This window comes from Lysobacter sp. P5_B12 (assembly GCF_056400425.1).
The window spans coordinates 189,732-214,338 of the sequence record NZ_JBFULG010000001.1 but is presented as its reverse complement, the minus strand read 5'-3'; the positions used below and the strand labels follow the sequence as shown (position 1 = coordinate 214,338).

The window sequence follows — 24,607 nt, the reverse complement described above, 5'->3', positions numbered from 1 at the left end:
GAACCGTGATGCGTCGTTCCGTGCTTGCGTTAGCGCTTACTGTCACCGGCGGATTGGGCTCGGCCTCCGCACAGGTCATCGTGCCCGCCGACAACCACGTCGCCGTCACCATTGACTCGGCGCGCGGAGCCTTGACGCATTACTACGTCTGGCGCCGCGCATCAGGTGGACGCGATCCTTCTGCTCCCGAGCTGTGGGGACGGAATTATTGGACGTGTTTGTCCGCGTCGGATCCGGACAAAGGCGCCTGCCCGACCACTGGCATCTGGTCTGGAAAAGCGGGCGCGACGTTAATCCCTTTGCGTTTCGCCGAAACGAGAACGGGGATGTCTGTCGTACTCCTGATGGACACCGTCGCCTGGGTGTCAGGCCCCGGATGGTGCACCCACGCGATGGAAATCAATGATGGCGCATCGTATACATGCCAGGGCCAGTTGAACAACGAGAAGGCGCTCGGTGTCCTCCTCCCCCACTATGAACTTGCAAAGCTTCCGATCGGCGGCGTGTGGAAAGCCGATCTTCACTTGCGACTCAACCAATGGCCCGCCGCGCATCTTGCCAACTTCACCGCTGCAATCACCGTCAACCTCACCGATGACCAGAACATGCAGGTGTACCTGCCCGAGTTCGGTTCGGCAACGCCGCGCGTCGATCTGAACTTGCGCAGCCTCCCCTCCGTCGGCGGCGCGCGCACTTCCGGCGAGCGCACGGTAGACGCGTGCCTCTACGACGGTTTCAACGCCTACAGCCAGCGCTACACGGTGCGCATGACCGATCCGTCATCGACGGGCGCCGACGAGGCCGGTCGCTTCTTCGTTCGACATCCCTCGCCGCAGGGCGCGGCCGGCCAGAACCGCATCGAATACGAAGTGCGCTCGATGACGCAGCCGTTCGGCTCGACGCAATACCAATCGGGGCAGGATCGCGTCTTCGCCAACATCCCCGACGCCGAGCGTCGCCAGGTGTTCCTCCCGAACATCCCGGTGCCTGTGGTCTGCACACCGTGGCCGCTAACCTTGCGCACACCGGAATTCACCAGCGCCGACAAACGCGCCGGCCATTACAGCGGCGTGTTGCGCGTGGAGTTCTCCGCTTCTACCACCGCACCGTGACGACGCGCTCGCGCCAATAAAAAACCCCGGTCGTTGCCGACCGGGGTCCAAGCGATCCCCTTGGGGAAGACCGCGGAGGGGTTACGTGCGTTCGATCAGAACGTCACGCTCCAGGAGTTCAGCGTGCCGGTGTCGCCCGCGGCGTTGTCGTTCACGCGGAGGTTCCACGTGCCGTTGAGCGCTTCGGTCGAGAGGTTCACGGTGAAGGTCTGGATGATGTTGTCGGCGCTGCCGCCGGCACGGTTGCTCAGCACGTAGACGCTGCCATCCGGCGCCACCAGGTCCACCTTCAGGTCGCCCCGGTAGGTGTGCGTGATGTTGACGGCGACCTGCGCGTTGGACGGTGCGTTGCCGCTGCGACCGGAGACCGCGACCGGGCTGTTGATCGTCGTGTTGTCGAGGATCGCGAAGTCCGTGTCGTTGGCGTAGGTCTGCGTCGAGCCACCACCACCGGTCGAGTAGTCACCGAGCAGCGTGACGCCCGAGAACGTCGAGTAGGCCTTCAGGCGCACGTAGTACGTGCCCGCCGTCGGCGCCGCGAAGGTGCAGGTTTCGGCGTTGCCCGTCTTGTACGGACGGCAGAGGTACGTGGTGTCCGTCGGCGTGGAGCCCAGGTTGACGTACATGTCCGCATCGCCCGTGCCACCGGAGGTGGTGAAGGTCAGGTTCGACGCACCGGCCGGAACGACCAGGGTGTAGACCTTGTCGGTCCCGGTGCTCGCACCGATGCCGGTGATCGCCACGCCCTTGGTCATCGGCGTCGGCGTACCGCCGCCACCGCCGCCACCCGCGCACGAGACGCCCACGACGGTGAACGCCGCGGTGACGTCGGCCTTGTTGTAGCCCAGGTCCTGCGCCGCGGTTTCGACGCCGCACGCACCCGAGTTGAACGTGCTGCTCGGGGTCCAGTAGTTGGCGTTGGCACGGGCGAAGGTCTTGAACGCCTTCACCGTGTCCCAACCCGTCGTCTTGGCCAGCGTGCAGAACGCCTTGTTGTACACGCCCGAGCTGTAATGCACGTCCAGGCCGGAGGTGTAGTTCGCGGCGTTGTCGATCGAGCCACCGTCGGCCGGCGGGTTGCACATGTAACGCAGCGCACCGGTGGGCGACTTGAAGATTTCACGGCCGACGTCGAAGTCGTTCGTGCCCTTCCAGAAGTACTCGGTCGCTTCGCCGCCCATGTCGGAGAAGGCTTCGTTCATGCCACCGGATTGGCCGGAGTACGTCAGGTTCGAGTGCTGCTCGGTGTAACCGTGCGAGACCTCGTGGCCCGAGACGTCGGCGTTGACCAGCGGATAGAACGTGCTGGCGCCGTCGCCGAAGGACATGTACGAGCCGTTCCAGAAGGCGTTCTCGTAGTTGGTGCCGTAGTGCACGCGCATGATCAGCTGGAAGGTCAGCGCGTTGGTGCCGGTGTAGGTGTTGTACATGTTCTGGATCACGCCGCCGAAGAAGTGGGCGTCGTTGATCGGCGAGTACGCACCGTTGATGGTCTTGTAGGTGTTGCGCGGGCAGGTGTAGGTGTACGCCGTCGTGCTGGCGCCCGTGCTGCCGTTGAGGTTCACCGACTTGACGTTGGCGTTGTTCATCGTGCACGTCGTGCCGCTCTGCGCGACGTCGAGGTACGGATGCAGGCCGGTGGTGCCGGTGTATTCGTACTGGCCGGTCTTGGCGTTGCCGCCGGGGCCCGTGCCCACGAGCGCATGCGTCAGGCCGTCCCACTGCTTCAGCACGCGGCCGCTGTTGGCATCGACGATGACGAACGGACGCGTCGGCGAACCACCGCCGGCGGTGTCGGCGAAGTACGACACGACGTACGCAAGATGCGCGCGGTCGTTGTCGTCGACGAAGATCGACAGTTCGGACTTGGCGTTCTCGATGCGCATGAAGCCGACGCGGTTGCCCAGGCCCGCGCTCTTGCCGAGCGCCAGGGCGTTGGCCGGGGTGATCTTCGCGGCGACGGCGGGCAGTTCACCGGCCAGGCCGTTGACCATGCGGCCGAAGATGTTGCGGACGTTGCCGTCCTTGCCTTCGCTGACCACCACGTGCTCGCCGAAAATCGGGATGCCGCGGAAGGTCTGTTGGTAGCGCGTGTGGCGGGTGCCGTCCTTGTCGATGCTCGTGCGCAACTCGCGCAGGTTCGAGTTGGCGTCCATGTTGAGCATTTCGGCATGGCGCTCGCGCGCCTGCAGTGCGATGCCCGCGCGAGCGGAGACGAGCTTGTTCTGCGCGTTGACCTGGGTGACGTTGAGGCGATGCAGGTCGGTGCGTTGTGCGGCGATCGCACCCTGCGCGGTGAGCGCGAGAGTGGTGGCAGCCGCGAGTGCTGCCAGGCGGTGATTGCGATTCACGAAGTGGTACCCCCGAAAGTGGATTGAATTAATGACCGCGATGGTTCCCGCGGCCTGCGTTCCTTGCAGTTGTTGCAATCCGGCCCCTGTCGTTCGCCCACCCCTGCAGTGGACTTGCGTCGCTCGGACCACCACCCGTCGCTTTTGTTTGTTGTGCGCAGAGCGGTCGTCGGACGCTAGGGGCGTGCGGCGGGTACGTCAAAACGAAAACGGTTTCGGGATCAGGCCTAGCTGAACGGAAGCTTTCCGCAACGCGGCAGTAGGGCGGCGCTATGCCGCGCTTTTTGCAGGGTTTTTTGCACGCTGCGGCGCAATAGCGCCGCTTGCGGCTTCACGTGGCGTCCACGGGCCTGTTTGTGCGTTGCAGCAGGCCTATGCGCAAAAAGTGTCACTGTGGGGTGCGGATCACACTTTTCTTGCGCGTCGCAGCGATCGGCTCAACCGCGCGGCGCGACCTTCGCGCCGGCCAGGTGCGGGCGGCCATCGACGATGTCGGTCCATACGACGAAGGCCACGCCGTTGCGAACGGCGATCTTCGGGAAGCCCGTTCCGCGACCCCGACCGGCGAGAACGGCCAGTTCGGTTTTCTCCGGCGCGCCCTGGTTCGGATAGCGCGCAAGCTGCACGGTCTGGCCCTTGGCATCCTCGCGGAGCCAGACCAGCCAGGTCGAATCCCCGTCCTTCGCCACGTCCACGCGGCCCTGCAGGGCCGCGCCCTGATCCACGTCGATCGGGGCATCGAAGGTGTTGCCGCTGTCCTTGCTGCGCGCCAGGCGCAACACCGGCTTGTCGTTCGGCGCGGTGTACCAGGCGACCGCGACCGCGGCCCCCCACGCGCCCACCGACGGGCCGTTGAGCGGGCAGCCCGCCATCTTCCAACCGTCGGCGAACACGGGCTTGGGTGCATCCCACTTGCCGACGCGCAGATGCGTGGCGGAGATGTCGCGGATTTCGTCCTTCGTGCGATCGCGGTAGACCAGCAGCGGGCCGGTGTCGGTCAGCACCGCGTCGGTGCCGCAGCAATCGCAGGTCGAGGCGTCGATCTCGGCGTCGTTACTCCGCTGGAGTCCACCGTCGAAACGCGCGCCGCGGACGGTCATCTCGCCTGCCGCGCCTTCGTCGAGGTCGTGCGCCGGCATGTTCGCGTCGTGCATGTGTGTCGCGGCCGCGGTCTTGCGACCGTCGAGCCACGCGATGCCGATCGCGTCCTGGTCGGCGGCCCACATCGAGACGAAGCCGTGTTCGGTGCCGGTCGCATCGTCGTTGACCGCCACCGGCGGCGCCCAATGCACGCCGTTGTCGGGCGAGCGCGAGAGCACGATGTCGGAGGCGTGCGGCGACTTCCCATCGGCGGGCGTCTGCAGCCAGTGCGCCCACAGCGCGCGATCCTCGGTCATCAGGATGTGCGGCGTGTTCGCCCAGTTCGCGGTGAGCGTGCGGCCGACGGCGATCGTCTTCGGCGCCGATTCCCAACTGTCGTCACCCAGGTACGCCGCGTATTGCAGGGCGTTGCGATCGCCTTGCCTGCGGATCCAGCTGACGAGCAGGCGGCCGTCTGGCCCGACCGACAGATCCGGTTGCGCGGCGCCGTCGGGCGTGGGCAGCGCCCATTGGTTGACGATCAGTGCGGAGTGGGCGTTCGCGTCGGTGCCTGCCGGTGTCGTCGCCGCTTCGGGCGCGGGCGAGCGCGAGCAGGCCGCAACCGCGGCGATCAGTGCGAGGGAGAGGATGCGGGGGGTCGTGTTCATGCGCGGAGCGTACTCCCGCCGCGCGCACGTGCGCGTGTGCCGGTTGTGTCAGGCCACGCGCGTGCCGCGGGACCTGGCCAGATGCACGAGCAGCAAGGAAATCGCCGCCGGCGTCATGCCCGGAATGCGCTGGGCCTGGCCGACGGTTTCCGGGCGCACGCGTGCGAGCTTCTGTTGCACTTCCGCCGACAGCCCGCGCACGGCGGCGTAGTCGAAGGCGGCCGGGATCGCCGTGGTTTCGTGGCGCTGCTGGCGCGCGATTTCGTCGCGCTGGCGGTCCAGGTAGCCGGCGTACTTCACGCCGATCTCGACCTGCTCGGCGACTTTCGCGTCGTCGACGCCGGGGCCGAGCGCAGGCAATTGCATGAGCTTGGCGTAGTCCAGCTCCGGGCGCTTCATCAGGTCGAGCGCGTTGGCTTCGCGTGTAAGCGCGACGCCGAGGGTGCTTTCGAGTTCGCGGCCGAGCGCGTTGTTCGGCGTGGCCCACGCAGCGCGCAGGCGATCGGTTTCCTTCGCGATCGCTTCGCGCTTGGCGTCGAAGCGCGACCAGCGCGCATCGTCGACGAGGCCCAACTCGCGCCCGATGGGCGTCAGCCGCAGGTCCGCGTTGTCTTCGCGCAACTGCAGGCGGTATTCCGCGCGCGAGGTGAACATGCGATACGGCTCGTTCGTGCCGTGCGTGATCAGGTCGTCGACGAGCACGCCGAGATAGGCCTCGTCGCGGCGGGGCGACCAGGCATCGCGCTGCTGCACGAAGCGCGCGGCGTTGAGGCCCGCGAGCAGGCCTTGCGCTGCGGCCTCTTCGTAACCGGTGGTGCCGTTGATCTGGCCGGCGAAGAACAGGCCGGCGACGGCCTTGGTTTCCAGCGAGGCCTTCAGTCCGCGCGGATCGAAGAAGTCGTATTCGATGGCGTAACCGGCACGCGTGATGTGCGCGTTCTCGAAACCGCGGATCGATCGCACGAGCTCGAGCTGCACGTCGAAGGGCAGCGACGTCGAAATGCCGTTGGGATAGATCTCGGTCACGTCGAGTCCTTCGGGCTCGACGAAGATCTGGTGCGAGGCCTTTTCGGCGAAGCGCACCACCTTGTCTTCGATGGACGGGCAATAACGCGGGCCGATGCCTTCGATCTGGCCGGTGTACAACGGCGAGCGATCCAGCGCGCCGCGGATGATCTCGTGGGTGCGTTCGCTGGTGTGCGTGATCCAGCACGAGACCTGGCGCGGATGGTCGTCGCGCGAGCCGATGAAGGACATCACCGGGCGCGGGTCGTCGCCGGGCTGTTCTTCCATCACGGTGTAGTCGAGCGTGCGGCCGTCGATGCGCGGCGGCGTGCCGGTCTTCAGGCGGTCGACGACGAAGGGGCGTTCGCGCAGGCGTGCGGCGAGCGTGGTCGCGGGCGGATCGCCGGCGCGCCCCGCGGCGTATTGCGTCTGGCCGACATGGATCTTGCCGGCGAGGAAGGTGCCGGCGGTCAGTACGACGGCGGGCGCTTCGAAGCGCAGGCCGGTCTGCGTGATCGCACCGCGCACGGCGTCGCCTTCGATGACCAGGTCGTCGACGGCGGCCTGGAACACGACCAGATGGGGTTGCGCTTCGACCATGCGCCGGATCGCGGCGCGATACAGCGCGCGATCGGCCTGGCAACGCGTCGCACGCACCGCCGGGCCCTTGGACGCATTCAGCGTGCGCCACTGGATGCCCGCGGCATCGGCGGCGCGCGCCATCGCACCGCCGAGTGCGTCGATTTCCTTGACCAGATGGCCCTTGCCGATGCCGCCGATCGCCGGGTTGCAGCTCATCGCGCCCACGGTTTCGACGTTGTGCGTGAGCAGCAACGTGCGTGCACCCGTACGCGCGGCGGCGAGCGCGGCTTCGGTGCCGGCGTGGCCACCGCCGATGACGATGACGTCGTGGCGGAAGAAATCGGACATGGTGGACGAGGGTGTCGCGGACAGGCTGCGCATTTTACTTGCGTGCCGTTGGGGGACCTGAATGACGCGATTGCAGGCTTGGCACGCTTCCTGCGACATCTCCCATTGCACCCGGGGTGGCAGGCGCACCAAGCGCTGCCGGATTGGAACAGGGGCTGGCGAGTACACGCCGGGGGAGCGCAGGGGCCGAATGTCGGGGGACGTTCGGCCCCTTTTTTATGTCTGCAATTCGGGTCGCGAAGGGCCGCGCATCAGTCGATGGCGCCCTGGAAGGGTGGCCGACGCCCCGCGAGGTGCGGAACAGGGGGGATCCGTGGGTTCCCCGAGGGGCGTCGACATGGTCGGGCCTGCCGCAAGTTGTGTCGCAAAGCGACGCAACTCGTCACTCGCGGCCTACTGTGCGCCCCCGTCCGGCGGAGCGCAACACCTCAAGGCGTGTCGCCCGACCCACTTTTAATGCGTGCCCGTTCGGCGGCGCGTTCGCTGCGGGCCGACGGCGTGAACGACGGGCTGGGCGACGGCGTCATCGGACGCGGCGGCGGTGGCGGCCGCAGTGACGGCGACGGCGGCGGCGTGCGCAGGGGCATCGGACGCGAGACCGGCGCGGGCGGTCTTCCATCGTTGAGCACTTCGTTGCGGTGCACGCGCGGCGGCATCACCGGCGGGTTGCCGCCGCGCGGGCCGGCCCACTCGACCTGGCGGTGGCTGCGCAATTCGCGCGGCGGATTGTCACCACCCGTGCTCGGCGGCGGCGGCGGTGGGTTGTGGGGATGGTGCGGCCTGTACGGCCCGCGATCGCCACCGCGATAACCGCCGTAGTAGCCGCCGTAATACCCACCGTAGTAGCCGGGATAACCGCCCCAGTAGCTGAAGCCGCCACCCCAACCCGGATACGGCCCGTAATACGCGCCGGGGTAACCGCCGTACCAGCCGGCCGAGGGCACGTAGTGGTAGTCGGTGTACGGCTCGCCGGAGTAGTAATCGCCTTCGCCGTTCTGGTGATACGTGTAGCCCGTCGCGCAACCGCCGAGCAGGACGGCGGCGGCGAGCAGGAACAATCGCTGCGTGGACATGGTCATCCCCTGTGGATGCCACGAGATTCCGCCCGCGGCGTTGAATTGCTGCTTAATCTTTCCGGTTCCACGTTGTACTCCCTGAACCGTCAGTGCAACGTTTAGCATGCCGGCATGAATCCGCCCGCCCAACTCCTGCCGGCCTTCGGCGACGTCCTCGCCGCCGCCGCGCGCATCGCGCCCCACGCCCACGCCACGCCGGTGCTCCGCTCGCGCGCCATCGACGCGCTGGTCGGCACGTCGGTGGCCTTCAAGGCCGAACACCTGCAGCGCGCGGGTGCGTTCAAGTTCCGCGGCGCGTGCAACGCGGTGTGGTCGATGACCGACGAACAGGCGAAGCGCGGCGTGGTCACGCATTCCTCCGGCAACCACGGTGCCGCGCTTGCACTGGCGGCGCGCACGCGCGGCATCGCCTGCCACGTCGTCGTGCCCGAGGGCGCGGTGAAGTCCAAGCTCGCCGCGATCGAAGCCTACGGCGCCACCCTGCACCACTGCGCGGCGACGATTGCCGCGCGCGAGGCCGCGTGCGCGCAACTGCAACACGACACCGGCGCGCAACTCGTGCATCCCTATACCGATGCACGCGTGATCGCGGGCCAGGGCACCGCGGCGCTCGAGCTGATGAATTACTGCGACGGCGCGCTCGACGCGGTGATCGTGCCGGTCGGTGGCGGCGGCCTGGCGTCGGGCACGGCGCTCGCCGTCGCGGCGACGCTTCCGAACGCACGCGTCTTCCTCGCCGAGCCGGCGGGCGCGGCGGAAACCGCGGCATCGCTCGCACAGGGCCACCGCGTGACGGACTTCGTGCCCGACACCATCTGCGACGGCCTGCGCGGCACGCTCGGTGAACCGAATTTCGAACTGCTACGCGCGCACGACGTGGAGACGCTCGTCGTCGACGACGCCGACACGATCGAAGCGATGCGCCTGCTCTTCTCGCGCATGAAGCAGGTCGTCGAGCCCTCCTCGGCCACCGTGCTGGCTGCCCTGCTGCGTCATCGCGAACGTTTCGCGAGCCTGCGCGTGGGCGCGATCCTTTCCGGCGGCAACGTCGACCTCGACGCCATCGCCGCGTTGTTCGCGAAGGGCCGCGCGTGAGCGGCGCCGAACCGGCGACACCGCAGGCACGCACGCTCGCCACCTTGCGCGCCTACTACGAAGCGATGAATCGCCAGGATCCCGATGGCGTCGTCGCGCTGCTCACCGACGATGTCGTGCACGACCTCAACCAGGGGCCGCGTGAAGTGGGCAAGACGGCCTTCCGCGAATTCCTGCAGCGCATGGAATTCTGCTATCGCGAACGGCTGCACGACTTCGTGCTCCTGGCGTCGGCCGACGGCCTGCATGGCGCGGCCGAGTACGTCGTCGATGGCGAATACGTCGCCGACGACATCGGCATGCCGCCGGCGCAAAACCAGAAATACCGCATGCCCGGTGCCGCGTTCTTCGCACTCCGGGAGGGTCGCATCTGCCGGGTGAGCGACCACTACAATCTGCAGGAATGGTTTTCCCAAGTCGCACAGGCCTGATGGACATCCTGCGAAAGCCCGCCACGTGGGTGGCCATCATCGCCGTCTGCCTGTCGCTGCTGTTCCTCGGGCATCGCGGCACGTGGGATCCGGATGAAGGCCGTTACACGAACGTCGGGCTCAACATGCTCGACAGCGGCGACTGGCTCAACCCGCGTCGCAACGAAGAAATCGGCCACTGGACCAAGCCGCCGATGACCTACTGGGCGATCGCTTCGAGCGTCGCCGTCTTCGGTACGAATCCCTGGGCCGCGCGCCTTCCCGGTGCCCTGGCCTACCTGTTGTGCGTGTGGCTGGTGTGGCGCATGGGGCGGCGCCTGTCGCCCGGCAGCGAGGCCACGGCGGCGCTCGCTTACGCGACGATGCTGCTCACGATCGGCGCATCGCAATACATCACCACCGATTACATCCTCACCGCGTTCTCGACGATCGCGATGCACGGGTTCGTGGAGGCGCGCTTCGGCGATGCGCGGCGGCGGTGGTGGATCGCGACGATCTGGATCGGTTTCGCGCTGGCGTTTTTGACGAAGGGGCCGCCGACCTTGCTGCCGCTGCTCGCGGTGGTCGCGTTCGATTGGATGATTCCCGGCAAGCAGCGTCCGCGCGTGTTCGGTTGGGCTGCATTGTTGTTTCCGTTGCTGGCGCTGCCCTGGTACCTCGCGGTGGTGCGCCAACATCCGGGGCTGCTGCAACATTTCCTCGGCAGCGAAGTGATCGCGCGCGTGGCGAGCGACGATTTCTCGCGCCATGGCGAGTGGTACGGCTTCCTCGTCGTGTACGTGCCGACCTTGTTGTTGGGCACGCTGCCGTGGACGCCGGCGCTGCTGCGTTGGGCCCGGCGCCTGCCCGCGGACGTGCGCGGCTGGTGGCGCAGCGGAACGCAGCGTGCGGCCGATGCGCCGTGGTTGCTGCTCGTGCTGTGGATCGCGCTGCCGCTGGTCGTGTTCTGTCTCGCGCGCTCGCGGATGCCGCTGTACCTGCTTCCCCTGTTCACGCCGCTGGCCTTGCTGGTCGGCCTGCAGCGCCATCGCGAAGGCCGCGCCTTGCCGCGCTGGCCGTGGATCGTCGCATGGGTGGCCCTCGTGCTCGCGATGCAGGTCGGCGCGGGCTTCTGGCGCACGCACAAGGATGCGTCGGAATGGGCGGATCAAATCCGCCAGCGCGCGGGCGGGCAGCCGGTGACCGAGGTGGTCTTCGTCGAGGACATGACCCGCTACGGGCTGCACCTGGAGCTCGGGCTGTCGACGCATATCGAGAAGATCTCGCTGTATCCGCTGCCGCAATCGAAGTTCGACCGGGTCTACGACGAATTGCTCGAAGAGGAGCTGGCCGAGCATGAGACGGGCGCGCTGTGGATCTGCAAGGCCGGCACCTGGCCGAAGGTCCTGGCCCGCATCCGGGCGGCCGGTTATGAGGCCACGCCGCTCGGCACGCCCTGGCAGGGCCGGATGTTCTTCCGCGTGGTTCGCCGCTGAGGCCGGGTGGGCGACAATGGGCGTCTTCCCGACGCCCGACGCTGCCCGCCATGTCCGATTTCGAAACGACCGGCTCCATTTCCCTCACCCGCCACCTCATCGAGGAAGAGCGCGCCGGCCGCATCAACGCCGACCTGCGGCTGCTGATCGAAGTGGTCGCGCGCGCGTGCAAGTCGATCTCCGTGTCCGTCGGCAAGGGCGCGCTCGGTGGCGTGCTCGGTGAGGCGGGCAGCGGCAATATCCAGGGCGAAGCGCAGAAGAAGCTCGACGTCATCGCCAACGACGTGTTGCTCGAAGCCAATGCGTGGGGCGGTCACCTAGCCGCGTGCGCGTCGGAAGAGATGGACCACTGCCAGCCGATTCCCGACGTGTATCCGCGCGGCAACTATCTTTTGCTGTTCGATCCCCTCGACGGCAGCAGCAACATCGACGTCAACGTCTCGGTCGGCACGATCTTCTCGGTGCTGCGCTGCCCCGAAGGCGTGACGCATCCCGAAGACGCGCACTTCCTGCAGGCGGGCACCACGCAGGTCGCCGCCGGTTACTGCATCTACGGGCCGAGCACGATGCTCGTCCTGTCGATCGGCCACGGCACGCACGCCTTCACGCTGGATCGCGAGATGGGGTCGTTCGTGCTCACGCAGCGCAACATGACGGTGCCGCCGGCGACGAAGGAATTCGCGATCAACATGTCGAACCAGCGCCACTGGGAAGCGCCGATGCAGGACTACGTGCGCGACCTGCTCGCCGGCGAAACCGGCCCGCGCGGCAAGAACTTCAACATGCGCTGGATCGCGAGCATGGTGGCCGACGTGCATCGCATCCTCACCCGCGGCGGCATCTTCATCTATCCGTGGGACAAGAAGGACCCGACGAAGGTCGGCAAGCTGCGCCTGATGTACGAAGCCAATCCGATGAGCTACCTGATCGAGCAGGCGGGTGGCGCGTCGACGAATGGGCGCGTGCGCATGCTCGAGATCGCGCCGACGGAATTGCACCAGCGCGTGCCGGTGTTCCTCGGTTCGCGCGAGGAAGTCGCGAAGGCCACCGAATACCACCTCGCGCACGACGCGAAGGCGAAAACCGCCGCGTAATCCGCGCTAGCGTTCGAGCCACTGCGTGCGCAGGCGGCGCACGTCGTCGATGAAGCGCACGAAGTCGACGGGCTTCTGCAGATAACTGTCGGCGCCACACGCATAGGTGGCGTCGATGTCGTTCGGTTCGCCGCTGCTGCTCAACGCGACGACCGGCAGGTGGCGCAGCGCGGGATCGGCGCGGATCGCCTGCACGACTTCGCGACCGTCGAGTTTCGGCAGGTTGAGGTCGAGCAGGATCAGCGAGGGCAGCGCATCGCGATGGGCATCGAGCCAGTCGAGCGCGAGCGCGCCATCGCGCGCGACGATCAGCGGATGCGCGATGCCCGCTTCGATGAATGCAAGGCGCGTGAGTTCGACGTCATCGAGGTTGTCCTCGATGAGCAGCACCGGCGCGAGCGTCATCGCGCCTCCGCCGTGTGCGGGAGGAACAAGTGCGCGGTCGCGCCTTCGCCGACGCGGCCTTCGATGCGCAAGGTGCCGCCATGGCGTTGCGCGATGCGGCGCGCGATGGCCAGGCCAAGTCCGCAGCCTTCGGGATGCACGTCGGGCGCCAGGCGCTGGAAGGGTTCGCCCAGGCGCGTCGCCAATGCAGGATCGAAACCATTGCCGTGATCGCGGATGCGCAGCGTCGTGCCTTGCGCATCGTGTTGCGAATCCACTTCGATGCGCACGGGGCGATCTTTGTCCGCATGGACCCACGCGTTGTGCAGCAGTTCGGCGATCGCGGTTTTCAGCAAGCGTTCGTCGCCGCGCACGTGCATGTCGGGTGCGATGTCGACCTGCGCTTCGCGATCGGGCGCGGCGTCGCGCAATTCGCCGACGCACCACTCGGCGAGCAGGGCCAGGTCGATGGCGTCGTCGCGCAAGGGTGCGCTGCCCGCCTGGAGATAGGTCTGCAAGCGCGCGAGCAGGCGGCCCATGCGGGCGCTGGCTTCGCGGATGCGTCGCAGATGGTCGCGACCGGTGTCGTCGAGCGCGTGCGCGCTGCCTTGTTCGAGCAGGTAGGCGAAGCTGTCGATGGCGCGCAGCGGCGAGCGCATCTCGTGCGACAGGCCGAGCGCGAGCACGCCTTGGTCCTGGCGCAGCGCGGCGTATTCGGCTTGTAGAGCGTCGATGTCGTGCACGGCGGGGGGACCTGCTGCGACGTTGGAGGCAGTGTACGCAACCGGCCGCGGCTTGCGTGCCTTCACGTCACGGATTGGTTCAGAACAGTTCGGCTTGCGGGGAAGGCTTGCGCGGCGGCGTGAATTTGCTCGCGTCCGACGGCGGCAGATGTCCGAATCCGAGGCGCGCATGGGCCTTCCTGAAACGCTGCTGCAGCAATTGCGCGAAGGGGCCTTCGCCGCGCATGCGGGTGCCGAATCGGCTGTCGTAATCCTTGCCGCCGCGCATCTGCTGGATGAGGCTCATGACGTGCTTGGCGCGATCGGGGTAGTGCAGCTCGAGCCATTCGCGCCAGACGTCCTTCAATTCATGCGGCAGGCGCAGGAGCGTGTAGCCGGCCGAACGCGCGCCATGGTCCTTCGCCGCTTCGAGGATGTGTTCGAGTTCGTGGTCGGTGATCATCGGGATCACCGGCGCGACCATCACGCCGACCGGGACGCCGGCATCGGCCAGCGTGCGCATCGCGCGCAGTTTTCCGTGCGGCGCGGTGGCGCGCGGTTCCATGCGCGCGGCCAGGCGGTTGTCGAGCGTGGTGATCGAAAAGTGCGCGGTGACGAGATTGTCCTTCGCCATCTGCGCGAGCAGGTCGACGTCGCGCTCGATCATCCCGCCCTTGGTCACGAAGCTCACCGGATGTTTCGTTTCGGCCAGCAGTTCGAGGATCGCGCGCGTGATGCGGTACTGGCGTTCGATCGGTTGGTAGGCATCGGTGTTGATGCCCAGCATCAGGGGCTCGGGCACGTAACCGGGCTTGGCCAGTTCTTCGCGCAAGCGCTCGACGGCGTTGGTCTTCGCGTACAGGCGCGTTTCGAAATCCAGGCCCGGCGAGAGATCGAGGTAGGCGTGCGACGGGCGCGCGAAACAATAGACGCATCCGTGCTCGCAGCCGCGATACGGATTGAGCGAGAGATTGAAGCCGACGTCGGGGGATTGGTTGCGCGTGAGGATGGTGCGCGCGCGCTCTTCGGTGACCTGTGTTTCCGGGTGCGGCGGCGGCGCGTCCGCGCCATCCAGGCTGGTGTCGTAGACCGAGCCCCAGCCGTCGTCCTCGCCCTGGCGCACGGTCTTTTCGAACCGCCCCGTCACGCGCGAGGCGGCGCCGCGGCCCTTGATCGGTGTCGTTGCCTTGCGCGCGTCTTCCACCCCGCTAGGGTACGCTCCGGCGTCGCATGGCGTGCTACGGAACCTGAATCCAAAGGTCTGGAGAGTCGATGATCGAGGCCTTGCTATCCGCCTGGCACGCCGTGTCGGACATCCACAATGTCCGGATCTACATGACCGTGCTCTACGTGGTCTACCTCGTGGGCCTCGGCGGCTGGATCGTGCTGCAGAAGCGCGAGCCGGTGGCCACGGTCAGCTGGCTGCTCGGCCTGGCCTTGCTGCCGTACATCGGCTTCCTCGTCTACAACTACTTCGGGCCGCAGCGGATCACGCGGCACCGCCTGCGCCGTGCGCGCAGCAAGGCGCCGATGCTGCCGCCCTCGGCGGCCGACGACCTGATCGCGCGCGAGCTCTCGCGCCTGGGCATGGCGACCACGGGGCTGCCGCCGACGACCGCGCGCGAAGTGCGGATGATCGTCGACGGGCACGCGAAGTACACCGCGCTGCTCGCCGACATCGCGCAGGCCCGCGATTCGATCGACATCGAGTACTACATCTTCCTGCCCGACCGCACGGGCACGAAGGTGCGCGATGCATTGATCGAGCGCGCGCGCGCCGGCGTGCGCGTGCGCCTGCTGGTCGACGCCGTCGGCTCATCGAAGACGCCGCGCAAGTTCTTCGCGCCGCTGGTCGAGGCCGGTGGCCTGGTCGCCTGGTTCCATCCGATGCATTTCGGGCGCATCTGGCGACGCCCGTGGTTGAACCTGCGCACGCACCGCAAGATCGCCGTGATCGACGGGCACATCGCGTACACCGGCGGCATCAACGTCACCGACGAAGAAGACGAGACGCTGCGGCCGGATGCGTATCGCGACCTGCATCTGCGGCTCGAGGGCCGCATCGCGCGCTCGCTGCAGGTGTTGTTCGTCGAGGATTGGGCGTACGCGACCGAACACCCACCGGTGTTGCCGCCCGCCCCCGAAGAATCGGAGCCCGGGTCGTATGCGGTGCAGGCGATCGCATCGGGGCCGGATTCGGACTGGGAAGCCATCCACCGCATGTTCGTCGCGGCGATCCATTCGGCCCAGCGGCGCGTGTGGCTGACCACGCCCTATTTCGTGCCGGGCGAGGCGGCGTTGATGGCGCTGACGTCGGCGGCACTCGGTGGGCTCGACGTGCGGCTGCTGGTGCCCAAGGTCAGCGATTCGATGATCGTCACGCTGGCGGCGCGCTCCTACTTCGACCAACTGCTCGCCGCGGGCGTGCGCGTGTACGAGTACGGGCCACGGATGCTGCACAGCAAGGCGCTGCTGGTGGACGAGCACGTGGTCAGCATCGGCAGCGCGAACTTCGACTACCGGAGTTTCCGCTTGAATTTCGAAGTGGCCGTGGTCTGCCACGACGCCCGCTTGGCCGGCGAGCTGGAGCGGGTGATCGAGGGCGACCTGGCGCACTCCCCGCGTGTCCGCGAAGATCGGCCGCGACCGCTCTGGACGGTGCGCCTGCCCGAGGCGGTCGCGCGGTTGCTCTCGCCGCTGCTTTGACCCGCCGGGTTCGTCGTACACTTCGGCGCAGCACGATCCAGGAACGCGGGAGTCGACGATGCATTGGTTGTTGCTCGGGTTGGCGGCCGCCGCCTTCGCGGTCGCGTTGAACACCACCCTCGCGTGGTTGATGGCCGTGTGCCTGTTGCTCGCGTTGCTGTTCTCCCTGGGGTGGATCCTGGGGCTGTATTCGGCGCGGGCCGGTGCGCGCGCGCGCGACGAGATGGCGATGATCGATCCGGTCGAATTGCGTCGCCTGCGCGAGCAGGCCGAAGCGCGCAAGCTCGCCGCGCAGCAGCAGCAATCCGGCGAACCGCCGGCGCCGTGACCGCGCAGATCGCGCGATAGGCGGGCGCATGGCCACCGTCCTCAGCGTCAACGTCAACAAGATCGCGGTGCTGCGCAATTCGCGCGGCGGCACGGAACCCGATATCGTGCAGGCGGCCAGCACCTGCCTGGATGCGGGCGCGCACGGCATCACCGTGCATCCGCGGCCCGATGCGCGGCACATTCGTGCGGAGGATGTTTACGCGCTCTCGGTGCTGACGCGTTCGCGTGGCGTGGAATTCAATCTCGAAGGCAATCCGTTCGCGCCGCCGCGTGCGGGCTACCCGGGGTTCGCGGCGCTGTGTGCGCAAACGCGCCCGGCGCAGGCCACGCTGGTGCCGGATTCGGATGCGCAGATCACGTCGGACCATGGGTTCGACTTCTCCGGCGACCTGGGTGAGTTGCGCGAGCGCATCGCGGAGTTGCGTGCGCTCGACTGTCGCGTGAGTTTGTTCGTCGACGCCGGATGCGCGGATGTCGAGCGCGCGGCGGATGTCGGTGCGCAACGCATCGAGTTGTACACCGGGCCGTATGCCGAAGCCTTCGCGCAAGGCGATGCGGGTGCGGCGATCGCGTTGTGCGCACAGACGGCACGGCGCGCGCAGGCGGTGGGCTTGGGCGTCAACGCGGGGCACGACTTGAACGAAGCGAATCTGCCGGCGTTCCTGCGCGGCGTGCCGCAGGTGCTGGAAGTCTCGATCGGGCATGCGCTGATCGGCGATGCGCTGTATCGCGGACTGGATGCGACGGTGAAGCGCTATCTCGAAGCGATCGCGCACGGCGGTTGATTGCGCGCAACAAATCGCGCGCAAAAAAAAGACGCCGCCCGGAGGCGGCGTCGACAGACAGTGCGTCGTGCTTGATTCTGAGTTGCGTCAGCCCTGCGGCTGCACGAAACCGATCTTGATCATGCCGGCGTTCTTCGCGCTGGCGAGGACCTTGGCCAGCACGCCGTAATCGGCGTCCGGGCTCGTGTCGATTTCGAGCTGGGGCTGGTTGGTCGGATCGCGATTGACTTCGACCTGCATCAGGCCCTTGAGCGCCGAGACCGGCTGCGGCGACTCGTTCCAGTACACCTGGCCCGAGGCGTCGATGCGGAGCTTGATCGGCTCCGGCGGCTCCTTGGTCTGCGGCGGCGGGTTGAGCGACTTCTGCGGAAGGTCGATGTCGATCGGATAGGAGAGCGTCGGCGCCGTCACCATGAAGATGATGAGGAGCACCAGCATCACGTCGACGAGCGGCGTGACGTTGATGTCGGCCATCGGGCCACTACCGCCACCGGAACTGAAAGCCATGGTTCTGTTCTCCTAAAGGCTCAGGGCCGTTCTTTCTCGGCCACGAAGCCGACCTTGCGCATGCCCTGGTTCTGGGCGACCTGCACCACCTGCTGGACGATGCGGTACTTCGTCGTCCGATCGCCGCGCACGTTGATGGCCGGCTGCGGCGTCTTCTGGGCTTCGACCGAGAGACGACTCTCGATCTGGTCCTTGGTGATGGGCTGGTCGTTCCAGTACAGGTTGCCGGCATCGCTCACCGTGATGGTGATCGGCTGCACGATCAACTTTGGCTCTTCGATCTTGTCGAGATTCGCCTTCGGCAGCTCCACCTTCACCTTGTGGGACATGAGCGGCGCCGTGATCATGAAGATGATCAGCAGCACCAACATGACGTCGACGAGCGGCGTCACGTTGATCTCGGCCATCGGGCCGCCGCTTTCGTTACCGGAACTGAAGGCCATGGGGGAACTCCGTCAAGTTGCGATTGCTTAGCGCTTGGCCGGCATTTCGCCGACGCGTGCACCCGTCGCGAAGAAGTCGTGCAGGTCGTGCGCGAAGGTATCGAACTTGCTGTTCGTGACGCGGTTGAGGCGCACGAAGAAGTTGTACGCAAGCACCGCCGGGATGGCGACGAACAGACCGACGGCGGTCATGATCAGCGCTTCACCCACGGGACCTGCGACCGCGTCGATCGACGCCTGGCCGGTGGCACCGATCTTGATCAGCGCGCCGTAGATGCCCCACACGGTACCGAGCAGGCCGACGAACGGCGCGGTCGAACCGACGGTGGCGAGCACGGTCAGGCCGTTCTCGAGGCGCGAGGATTCGCGGGTCACGCCCTGGCGCAGGGCACGGTCCACGAACTCCGAGCGGTTCAGCGATTCAACGAGGCGCGAGCCTTCGTGACGCTGGTGGTGCGCGGCGGCCTGCGCGGCGTCGAGCGCGATCTTGGAGAACGGCTCGGCCTTGTTCTGCTCTTCCATGAAGCGGATCGCGTCCTGCGCGTTCGGGGTTTCCCAGAACGTGGAGACGACGCGGTCGGCGCTGCCGCGGATGCGGACGTTCTTGATCAGGTTGATCACGATCCAGTACCACGACATCGCGGACATGATGATCAGGGTGGTGGCGACAACGAGCTGGACGACGTAGTCGCCCGGGTTGCTCAGCATTTCGCGTGCCAGGTGGTCGACGCCCATCTGCTTGAGCGCGTCGGCGTTGCTCCCGGTCGCGGCAACGGCGTTGGTGGTTTCCTGCAGCATGACGCTTACCTTCTGTCTGGAAAGAATGGAGTACTAAGGGAAGAAAAAAGTTACTGCTTGAGTTCCATCGGCAAGATGCCCGAACCCGGCTGGCCCGGACACATCTTGATGCGACGCGCCCAGCTCTGCGCGGCACGGTCCACGTTGCGGTCGCGGCTCGACTGTGCGACCTGGACATCGCTGACCGTACCGTCCGCACCGTACGTCAGCTGCAACTTCATCGAGCCGGTGATGCGCGCGCGACCGACGGCAGCGGCGACCGGACCCAGCGGAGGCTGGAAGCAGACGTTGGCACGAAGGTCGTTGGGATCGCGTGCCGGACCCTGCGGGCCGACGGGCGGCGCGGGCGGTGCCGGCGGCGGCGCCTGGACGTCGACCGGCGAGGGCTCGTCGAACACGACCGGCGGTTCTTCCGGCGGCGGCGGGAGCGGGCTCGGCTTGGGCACGGTCTGCGGCTTGAGCACGATCTGCTTCGGCGGTTCCGGCGGCGGCGGCGGCGGCGGCGGGGGCGGCGGCGGCGGCTTGATGAAGTTGACCAGGGTCACTTCTTCTTCTTCCACCTGGGCGCCGGGGGGCGCCACCGGCATGAGCAGCAGCATCAGCGCCGCGACATGCAGGGCGATCACGAAAGAGATGCCGACGATGCGCGGCCAGTTCAACGGCTGGCGTGCGTGGCTGTCGGGATGCGGCAGTGTTTCCGTCATGCGCGAGGCTCTGGGGTCAGGGCCCGACGCCTTTTTCGCGCCGGATTGCAATGCTGGCCGCTTACGAAGCTGAAGCGGCCGCGGGAATTTCCAAGCATATATCAATTCCGCGGCGGTACACCAATGCCGCGGGCTCGGTATGTGATGTCGTCAGTCGGCGAGGATTTCCTTCGCTTCCTGCGGCTTCTTCAAGCCCTTGTCCATGGCCTTCTGGGCAGCGGCCTTGGCCTCGGCCGTCTTGCCCTGCGCACGCAGGATCTTGGCCTCGTTGAGGTAAGCCTCGCCGTCCTTCGCCATCGGGGCGGCCTTGGAATAGAACTTCAGCGCGTCGGCGTCGCTGCCGTTGTAATACGCGTTCTGGCCGAGCAGCGAATAGGCGGTCGCCAGGTCCGGGCCTTCCTTGAGGATGCCCTTCGCCGCGCCGTCCTCGATCACCTTCTGCGCATCCTTGAAGCGCTCGGCGTTGAGGTAGTTGGCGTACAGCACCTGCAGTTCCTTCGCTTCGGTGAGCATGCCCTTGTTGTAGCCCTCTTCCAGCAGCTTGGTCGCCTTCGCGTCGTCGCCCGCCGCCTGGTAGGCCGACACCGCGTTCAGCAGCGCGCGCTTGTCGTTGGGGTTCTTCGCCAGCTGGTCTTCGAAGGTCTTCGCCGCTTCGCCGCCACGGCCGGTGTTGGCGAGCAACTGCGCGCGCAACTGCTGGTACTCGGGCTTGTCGGACTTGGTTTCGGCGAGGAACTTGTCGAGCAGCGCCAGCGACTCGGCGTACTTGCCCGTGGAGTAGTACGTCGCGATGAGGTTGTACATCGCGGTGTAGTGGTTGTTGTTGTCCAGGCCGTTGGCGTCGACGGCCTTCTTGAAATATTCGGCGGACTTCGCGTCGTTCTTCAGCTCCGAAGCCGATGCACCGGCGAGCTGGTAGGCGAAGGACTGCTCGTACGCACTCAGGCCGCTCGTTGCGGCGAAGGCATCGGCCTTCGCCATTGCGCCGGCGTAGTCCTGCTTCTGGTAGAGCGCCTGGATTTCCTGCAGCGCCTTGAGGTTCTTGCCCTTGGCTTCTCCCTCGGGCGACTTGCGCGTGGCGTTCGGCCACATCTGCTCTTCGGTCGCCTTGCCCTCTTCCTTCGTCTTGCCGAGTTCCTTCTGGCGCTTGGCGCGCTCGTCGCGCATCGACGAGTGACCGTAATCCTGTGCCTGCGCGAATGCGGGTGCGACCGCCGCGACGGCGACGAGGGTGCACAACGCGAGTGCGAGCGGGCGGAGCTTGGGGGACGCGTTCATCGGGGGAACCTCGAATGGGATCGGGAGGGTCTTGGGCGGGATGCCCGGGGGGCGCTCACGCTAGCAGAAAGGCCGTTATGTGGAGCGGGGGTCGGTTGCCGGATTGTCGATGGGTTCACCCGCAGGCCGGTCGGCGCCCGGCGGCACGCGCCTGGTCATAAACCGGCAGCAGCGACGCGGCGCGCTGCTGGAGTTCGCGGATGCGGCTTTCGGGATTGGGGTGCGTGGAGAGCCACTGCGGCGGACGGCCGCTGTTCTGCGTGGCCTGGATCATGTTGGTCCACAACTGCACCGCGCCGCGCGGATCGAAGCCGGCCTGCGCCATCAGTTGCTGGCCCACGACGTCGGCTTCGGATTCCTGTTCGCGCGAACCCGGCAGCAGGAAACCGGTTTGCGCGAGCACGCTGCCGCCCTGCACCGCCGCGCTTTGCGCGCCGGCGCCGTAGCGCGAACCGAGCAAGGCACCGAGCAATTCCACCGCGCCCTGGGCGCCCATTTGCCGCGTGATGCGCTCTTCGTGGTGGCGCGAAATCACGTGTCCGATTTCGTGCGCGATCACGCCCGCCAGTTCGTCCTGCGTGTTGGCGACCTTGAAGATGCCGCTGTAAACGCCGACCTTGCCGCCGGGCAGCGCGAAGGCGTTGGGTTCGGGATCCACGAACACCGCGGTTTCCCAACCGCTCTGCCAATTCGGCGGCAGTTGGCGCGTGATCGCGCCGACGATGCATTGCACTTCGCGCGTCTGGTGCGCGTCGGTACTCAGCCGTTTCTGTTGTTTCACTTCGGCGAAGGCTTGCGCGCCGAGTTGGTTGAGTTCCTGTTGCGAAACGCCGCCCACCACCTGCGTACGGCCGGTGGGAGAGGTCGTCGTGGCGCAGCTGGCAACAGTGACCGCGATGGCGAGGGCCAGGGCGGCAGGGCGGAGGTGTCGGAGCATGGGCGGCGATTTTCCGAATTCAGGTTCCCGACCCGTATAGGGCAGGAGTCCTGAATTCGGTGTCAAACCGTGAAACAGATCACACCGGCCGTTCGCCCGGCGGTCATTTTCAGCGGGCGTTGCGCCCGCCGACTTGGCCGATTTGCGCGAATCAGACGTCGAGGTTGGCGACCTTGAGCGCGTTCTCTTCGATGAACTCGCGGCGCGGTTCCACGACATCGCCCATCAACGTGGCGAAGATCTGATCGGCGGCGACCGCATCCTCGATGCGCACCTGCAGCAGGCGGCGCGTCTCCGGATTGACCGTGGTTTCCCACAGCTGCTCGGGATTCATTTCGCCCAGGCCCTTGAAGCGCTGGATCTGGCGGCCCTTCTTCGCTTCTTCCATCAGCCAGGCATGCGCATCGGCGAAGCGCGCGATCGGCTGCGCGCGATTGCCGCGCACGATCTGCGCGCCTTCGCGCACCAGGCCGTGCAGCAGTTGCGCGACTTCACGCACCGCGCGCAGCTCGCCGGTTTCGAACGCGGCGATCGGCAGGATCTGCACGATCTCCTCGCCCATGTGCGTGCGGTGCACGGCGATCGCGGCGGGGCGCGATTCGGTGGCCGTGTGCAGCTCGAGGCGATAGCGCGGCTTGCCGAGGCCCTTCTGGTTGAGGCGTTGTTCGAGTGCGCTGAACTGCTGCGCGGTGGCTTCGGTGGCGTGCGCGGCGTCGAGCGGAACGAAGTCGACCAGCGCTTCGAGCAGCACCGGATCGTAGCGATGCGCATTGCGTGCGATCGCGTCGCGCGCGGAAGCGTAGGCGAGCAGCAGCTTTTCGAGGTTGTTGCTTTCGATCGCCGGTTCGCCGTCGGCGGGAATCAGCGACGCACCTTCGACGGCGTTGTTCGCCAGGTACACATCGAGCGCCGCGTCGTCCTTCAGGTACAACTCGTTCTTGCCCTGCTTGATCTTGTACAGCGGCGGCAGGCCGATGTAGATGTGGCCGCGTTCGATCAGCTCCGGCATCTGCCGGTAGAAGAACGTCAGCAACAGCGTGCGGATGTGCGAGCCGTCGACGTCGGCGTCGGTCATCAGGATGATGCGGTGGTAACGCAGCTTGTCCGGGTTGTATTCGTCCTTGCCGATGCCGGTGCCGAGCGCGGTGATCAGCGTGCCGACTTCCGCGCTGCCGAGCATGCGGTCGAAGCGCGCGCGTTCCACGTTGAGGATCTTGCCCTTGAGCGGGAGGATCGCCTGCGTCTTGCGGTTGCGGCCCTGCTTCGCCGAACCGCCCGCCGAGTCGCCCTCGACGATGAACAGTTCGGACTTCGCCGGGTCCTTTTCCTGGCAGTCGGCCAGCTTGCCGGGCAGGCCGGCGATATCGAGCGCGCCCTTGCGTCGGGTGAGGTCGCGGGCCTTGCGCGCGGCTTCGCGGGCACGGGCGGCGTCGACGATCTTGGAGGCGATGGCGCGGGCTTCATGGGGGTGTTCCTGCAGGAACTCCTCCAAACGTGTACCGAACGTGCTCTCAACGACCGGGCGGACCTCGGACGAGACCAGCTTCTCCTTGGTCTGCGAGGAGAAGCTCGGGTCGGGCACCTTCACCGACAGCACGGCAATCATGCCTTCGCGCATGTCGTCGCCGGACAGCGTGATCTTCGCCTGCTTGGCGATGCCGCTCTGTTCGATGTAGTTCGACAGCGTGCGCGTCAGCGCGGCGCGGAAGCCGATCAGGTGCGTGCCGCCATCCTTCTGCGGGATGTTGTTGGTGAAGCAGAACATCGTCTCCTGGTAGGAGTCGGTCCATTGCAGGGCGACGTCCACCGTGATGCCGTTCATTTCGCCCGACACGGAGATCACGTTCGGGTGCAGCGGCGTCTTGAGTTGCGCCAGGTGCTCGACGAACGAACGAATGCCGCCTTCGTATTCGAAGACGTCGCGCTTGCCCTCGCTGCCGTCTTCCTGCAGGCGCAGGTCGGTCAGCGTGATGCGCACGCCGGAGTTGAGGAACGACAACTCGCGCAGGCGCTTGGCCAGGATGTCGTAGTGGAATTCGACGTCGGTGAAGATTTCGCGCGCCGGCTTGAAGCGCAGCAGCGTGCCGCGCTTGCTGGAGGTTTCGAGTTGCTTCAGCGGATACAGGGATTCGCCGAGCGAATACTCCTGCTGGTAATGGTGGCCGTCGCGCCAGATATCGAGCCAGAGATGCTCGGACAGCGCATTGACGACCGAAACGCCCACGCCGTGCAGGCCGCCGGAAACCTTGTAGCTGTTGTCGTCGAACTTGCCGCCCGCGTGGAGCACGGTGAGGATCACTTCCGCTGCGGAAATGCCCTCTTCCTTGTGGATGTCCACCGGGATGCCGCGACCGTTGTCGCCCACGGAGACCGAGCCGTCCTGGTGCAGGATCACCGAGACTTCGTTCGCGTGGCCGGCGAGCGCTTCGTCGATCGAGTTGTCGACGACCTCGAACACCATGTGGTGCAGGCCGGTGCCGTCGTGCACGTCGCCGATGTACATGCCGGGGCGCTTGCGGACGGCCTCCAGGCCGCGCAGGACGGTGATCTTGCTGGAATCGTAGGTGTTGTTCTGGACGGTGGGCTCTGCGCCCTCGGCGTGTTCTTGCTGCGACATTCGGCTCGGGGCTCCCGCGACGCGCACGCGCGTCGAGACACATTAGCTATGGATGCACAGTGTATCAAAACGCACGCAG

The 24,607-nt window shown here is 66.7% G+C and carries 22 protein-coding genes; 8 read left to right on the top strand and 14 right to left on the bottom strand.

The window, feature by feature from the left end:
* Positions 1 to 8: 8 nt before the first annotated feature.
* Positions 9 to 1,112, top strand: a complete 1,104-nt coding sequence (locus tag AC1DOM_RS00970; RefSeq protein ID WP_498959366.1) for a CblD like pilus biogenesis initiator family protein — start codon at positions 9 to 11, stop codon at positions 1,110 to 1,112.
* 95 nt (positions 1,113 to 1,207) lie between these two features.
* Here the strand turns inward: AC1DOM_RS00970 and AC1DOM_RS00965 are convergent, their stop codons facing one another.
* From AC1DOM_RS00965 to AC1DOM_RS00950, 4 genes are all read right to left on the bottom strand, one after another.
* Positions 1,208 to 3,463, bottom strand: a complete 2,256-nt coding sequence (locus tag AC1DOM_RS00965) for a M4 family metallopeptidase (protein WP_498959365.1) — start codon at positions 3,461 to 3,463, stop codon at positions 1,208 to 1,210.
* A 437-nt stretch (positions 3,464 to 3,900) separates the two neighbouring features.
* Complete coding sequence (locus AC1DOM_RS00960) at positions 3,901 to 5,211, bottom strand: hypothetical protein (protein WP_498959364.1); 1,311 nt, start codon at positions 5,209 to 5,211, stop codon at positions 3,901 to 3,903.
* 48 nt (positions 5,212 to 5,259) lie between these two features.
* The gene (gene mnmG / locus AC1DOM_RS00955; RefSeq protein ID WP_498959363.1) at positions 5,260 to 7,146 is read right to left on the bottom strand and encodes a tRNA uridine-5-carboxymethylaminomethyl(34) synthesis enzyme MnmG; all 1,887 of its coding nucleotides are present in this window, start codon (positions 7,144 to 7,146) and stop codon (positions 5,260 to 5,262) included.
* 428 nt (positions 7,147 to 7,574) lie between these two features.
* On the bottom strand, positions 7,575 to 8,219 hold the full coding sequence (locus tag AC1DOM_RS00950) for a hypothetical protein (protein WP_498959362.1): 645 nt from the start codon (positions 8,217 to 8,219) through the stop codon (positions 7,575 to 7,577).
* Positions 8,220 to 8,333: 114 nt separating this feature from the next.
* Here AC1DOM_RS00950 and AC1DOM_RS00945 point away from each other — a divergent pair, with 114 nt between their 5' ends.
* The 4 genes from AC1DOM_RS00945 to AC1DOM_RS00930 are packed head-to-tail and all read left to right on the top strand — an operon-like array spanning position 8,334 to position 12,317.
* Entirely contained in the window at positions 8,334 to 9,317 is a 984-nt protein-coding gene (locus tag AC1DOM_RS00945; RefSeq protein WP_498959361.1) for a pyridoxal-phosphate dependent enzyme, read from the top strand.
* The gene (locus AC1DOM_RS00940) at positions 9,314 to 9,748 is read left to right on the top strand and encodes a ketosteroid isomerase-related protein (protein WP_498959360.1); all 435 of its coding nucleotides are present in this window, start codon (positions 9,314 to 9,316) and stop codon (positions 9,746 to 9,748) included. Before AC1DOM_RS00945 ends, AC1DOM_RS00940 begins: the two co-directional genes overlap by 4 nt.
* Positions 9,748 to 11,223 carry a glycosyltransferase family 39 protein gene (locus tag AC1DOM_RS00935; protein WP_498959359.1) on the top strand — a complete coding sequence of 492 codons (1,476 nt, stop codon included), beginning with the start codon at positions 9,748 to 9,750 and terminating at the stop codon, positions 11,221 to 11,223. The genes AC1DOM_RS00940 and AC1DOM_RS00935 overlap by 1 nt, the downstream gene beginning before the upstream one ends.
* 50 nt (positions 11,224 to 11,273) lie before the next feature.
* On the top strand, positions 11,274 to 12,317 hold the full coding sequence (locus tag AC1DOM_RS00930; RefSeq protein ID WP_498959358.1) for a class 1 fructose-bisphosphatase: 1,044 nt from the start codon (positions 11,274 to 11,276) through the stop codon (positions 12,315 to 12,317).
* 6 nt (positions 12,318 to 12,323) lie between these two features.
* Here AC1DOM_RS00930 and AC1DOM_RS00925 read toward each other — a convergent pair whose 3' ends face one another.
* The 3 genes from AC1DOM_RS00925 to AC1DOM_RS00915 are packed head-to-tail and all read right to left on the bottom strand — an operon-like array spanning position 12,324 to position 14,627.
* Positions 12,324 to 12,722 carry a response regulator gene (locus AC1DOM_RS00925; RefSeq protein WP_498959357.1) on the bottom strand — a complete coding sequence of 133 codons (399 nt, stop codon included), beginning with the start codon at positions 12,720 to 12,722 and terminating at the stop codon, positions 12,324 to 12,326.
* Complete coding sequence (locus AC1DOM_RS00920) at positions 12,719 to 13,510, bottom strand: sensor histidine kinase (protein ID WP_498959356.1); 792 nt, start codon at positions 13,508 to 13,510, stop codon at positions 12,719 to 12,721. Before AC1DOM_RS00920 ends, AC1DOM_RS00925 begins: the two co-directional genes overlap by 4 nt.
* A 13-nt stretch (positions 13,511 to 13,523) precedes the next feature.
* Positions 13,524 to 14,627 carry a PA0069 family radical SAM protein gene (locus AC1DOM_RS00915; RefSeq protein WP_498959355.1) on the bottom strand — a complete coding sequence of 368 codons (1,104 nt, stop codon included), beginning with the start codon at positions 14,625 to 14,627 and terminating at the stop codon, positions 13,524 to 13,526.
* A gap of 68 nt (positions 14,628 to 14,695) precedes the next feature.
* Here AC1DOM_RS00915 and cls point away from each other — a divergent pair, with 68 nt between their 5' ends.
* From cls to AC1DOM_RS00900, 3 genes are read left to right on the top strand one after another with little or no spacing between them, the layout of a single operon-like run.
* Positions 14,696 to 16,129, top strand: a complete 1,434-nt coding sequence (gene cls, locus AC1DOM_RS00910) for a cardiolipin synthase (RefSeq protein WP_498959354.1) — start codon at positions 14,696 to 14,698, stop codon at positions 16,127 to 16,129.
* A gap of 58 nt (positions 16,130 to 16,187) precedes the next feature.
* Positions 16,188 to 16,457: a hypothetical protein gene (locus AC1DOM_RS00905; protein ID WP_498959353.1), complete on the top strand. Its 270-nt coding sequence runs from the start codon at positions 16,188 to 16,190 to the stop codon at positions 16,455 to 16,457.
* Positions 16,458 to 16,485: 28 nt separating this feature from the next.
* A complete protein-coding gene (locus AC1DOM_RS00900) occupies positions 16,486 to 17,244 on the top strand; it encodes a pyridoxine 5'-phosphate synthase (protein WP_498959352.1) in 759 nt (252 codons plus the stop codon).
* Positions 17,245 to 17,331: 87 nt separating this feature from the next.
* On the opposite strand, the gene AC1DOM_RS00895 is transcribed toward AC1DOM_RS00900, so the two are convergent.
* The 7 genes from AC1DOM_RS00895 to gyrB all read right to left on the bottom strand — a co-directional run bounded on the left by AC1DOM_RS00895 (position 17,332) and on the right by gyrB (position 24,528).
* The gene (locus tag AC1DOM_RS00895; protein ID WP_498959351.1) at positions 17,332 to 17,751 is read right to left on the bottom strand and encodes an ExbD/TolR family protein; all 420 of its coding nucleotides are present in this window, start codon (positions 17,749 to 17,751) and stop codon (positions 17,332 to 17,334) included.
* 20 nt (positions 17,752 to 17,771) lie between these two features.
* On the bottom strand, positions 17,772 to 18,194 hold the full coding sequence (locus AC1DOM_RS00890; RefSeq protein ID WP_498959350.1) for an ExbD/TolR family protein: 423 nt from the start codon (positions 18,192 to 18,194) through the stop codon (positions 17,772 to 17,774).
* Between the two features lie 27 nt (positions 18,195 to 18,221).
* Positions 18,222 to 18,992, bottom strand: coding sequence for a MotA/TolQ/ExbB proton channel family protein (locus tag AC1DOM_RS00885; RefSeq protein WP_498959349.1), 771 nt, complete (start codon positions 18,990 to 18,992; stop codon positions 18,222 to 18,224).
* A 50-nt stretch (positions 18,993 to 19,042) separates the two neighbouring features.
* On the bottom strand, positions 19,043 to 19,696 hold the full coding sequence (locus AC1DOM_RS00880; RefSeq protein ID WP_498959348.1) for an energy transducer TonB family protein: 654 nt from the start codon (positions 19,694 to 19,696) through the stop codon (positions 19,043 to 19,045).
* Positions 19,697 to 19,846: 150 nt separating this feature from the next.
* Positions 19,847 to 20,974 (bottom strand): tetratricopeptide repeat protein, encoded by a 1,128-nt coding sequence (locus AC1DOM_RS00875; protein WP_498959347.1) that lies wholly within the window; start codon positions 20,972 to 20,974, stop codon positions 19,847 to 19,849.
* Between the two features lie 115 nt (positions 20,975 to 21,089).
* Complete coding sequence (locus tag AC1DOM_RS00870; RefSeq protein ID WP_498959346.1) at positions 21,090 to 21,911, bottom strand: M48 family metallopeptidase; 822 nt, start codon at positions 21,909 to 21,911, stop codon at positions 21,090 to 21,092.
* Positions 21,912 to 22,062: 151 nt separating this feature from the next.
* Positions 22,063 to 24,528 (bottom strand): DNA topoisomerase (ATP-hydrolyzing) subunit B, encoded by a 2,466-nt coding sequence (gene gyrB, locus AC1DOM_RS00865; RefSeq protein ID WP_498959345.1) that lies wholly within the window; start codon positions 24,526 to 24,528, stop codon positions 22,063 to 22,065.
* Between the last annotated feature and the right edge of the window lie 79 nt (positions 24,529 to 24,607).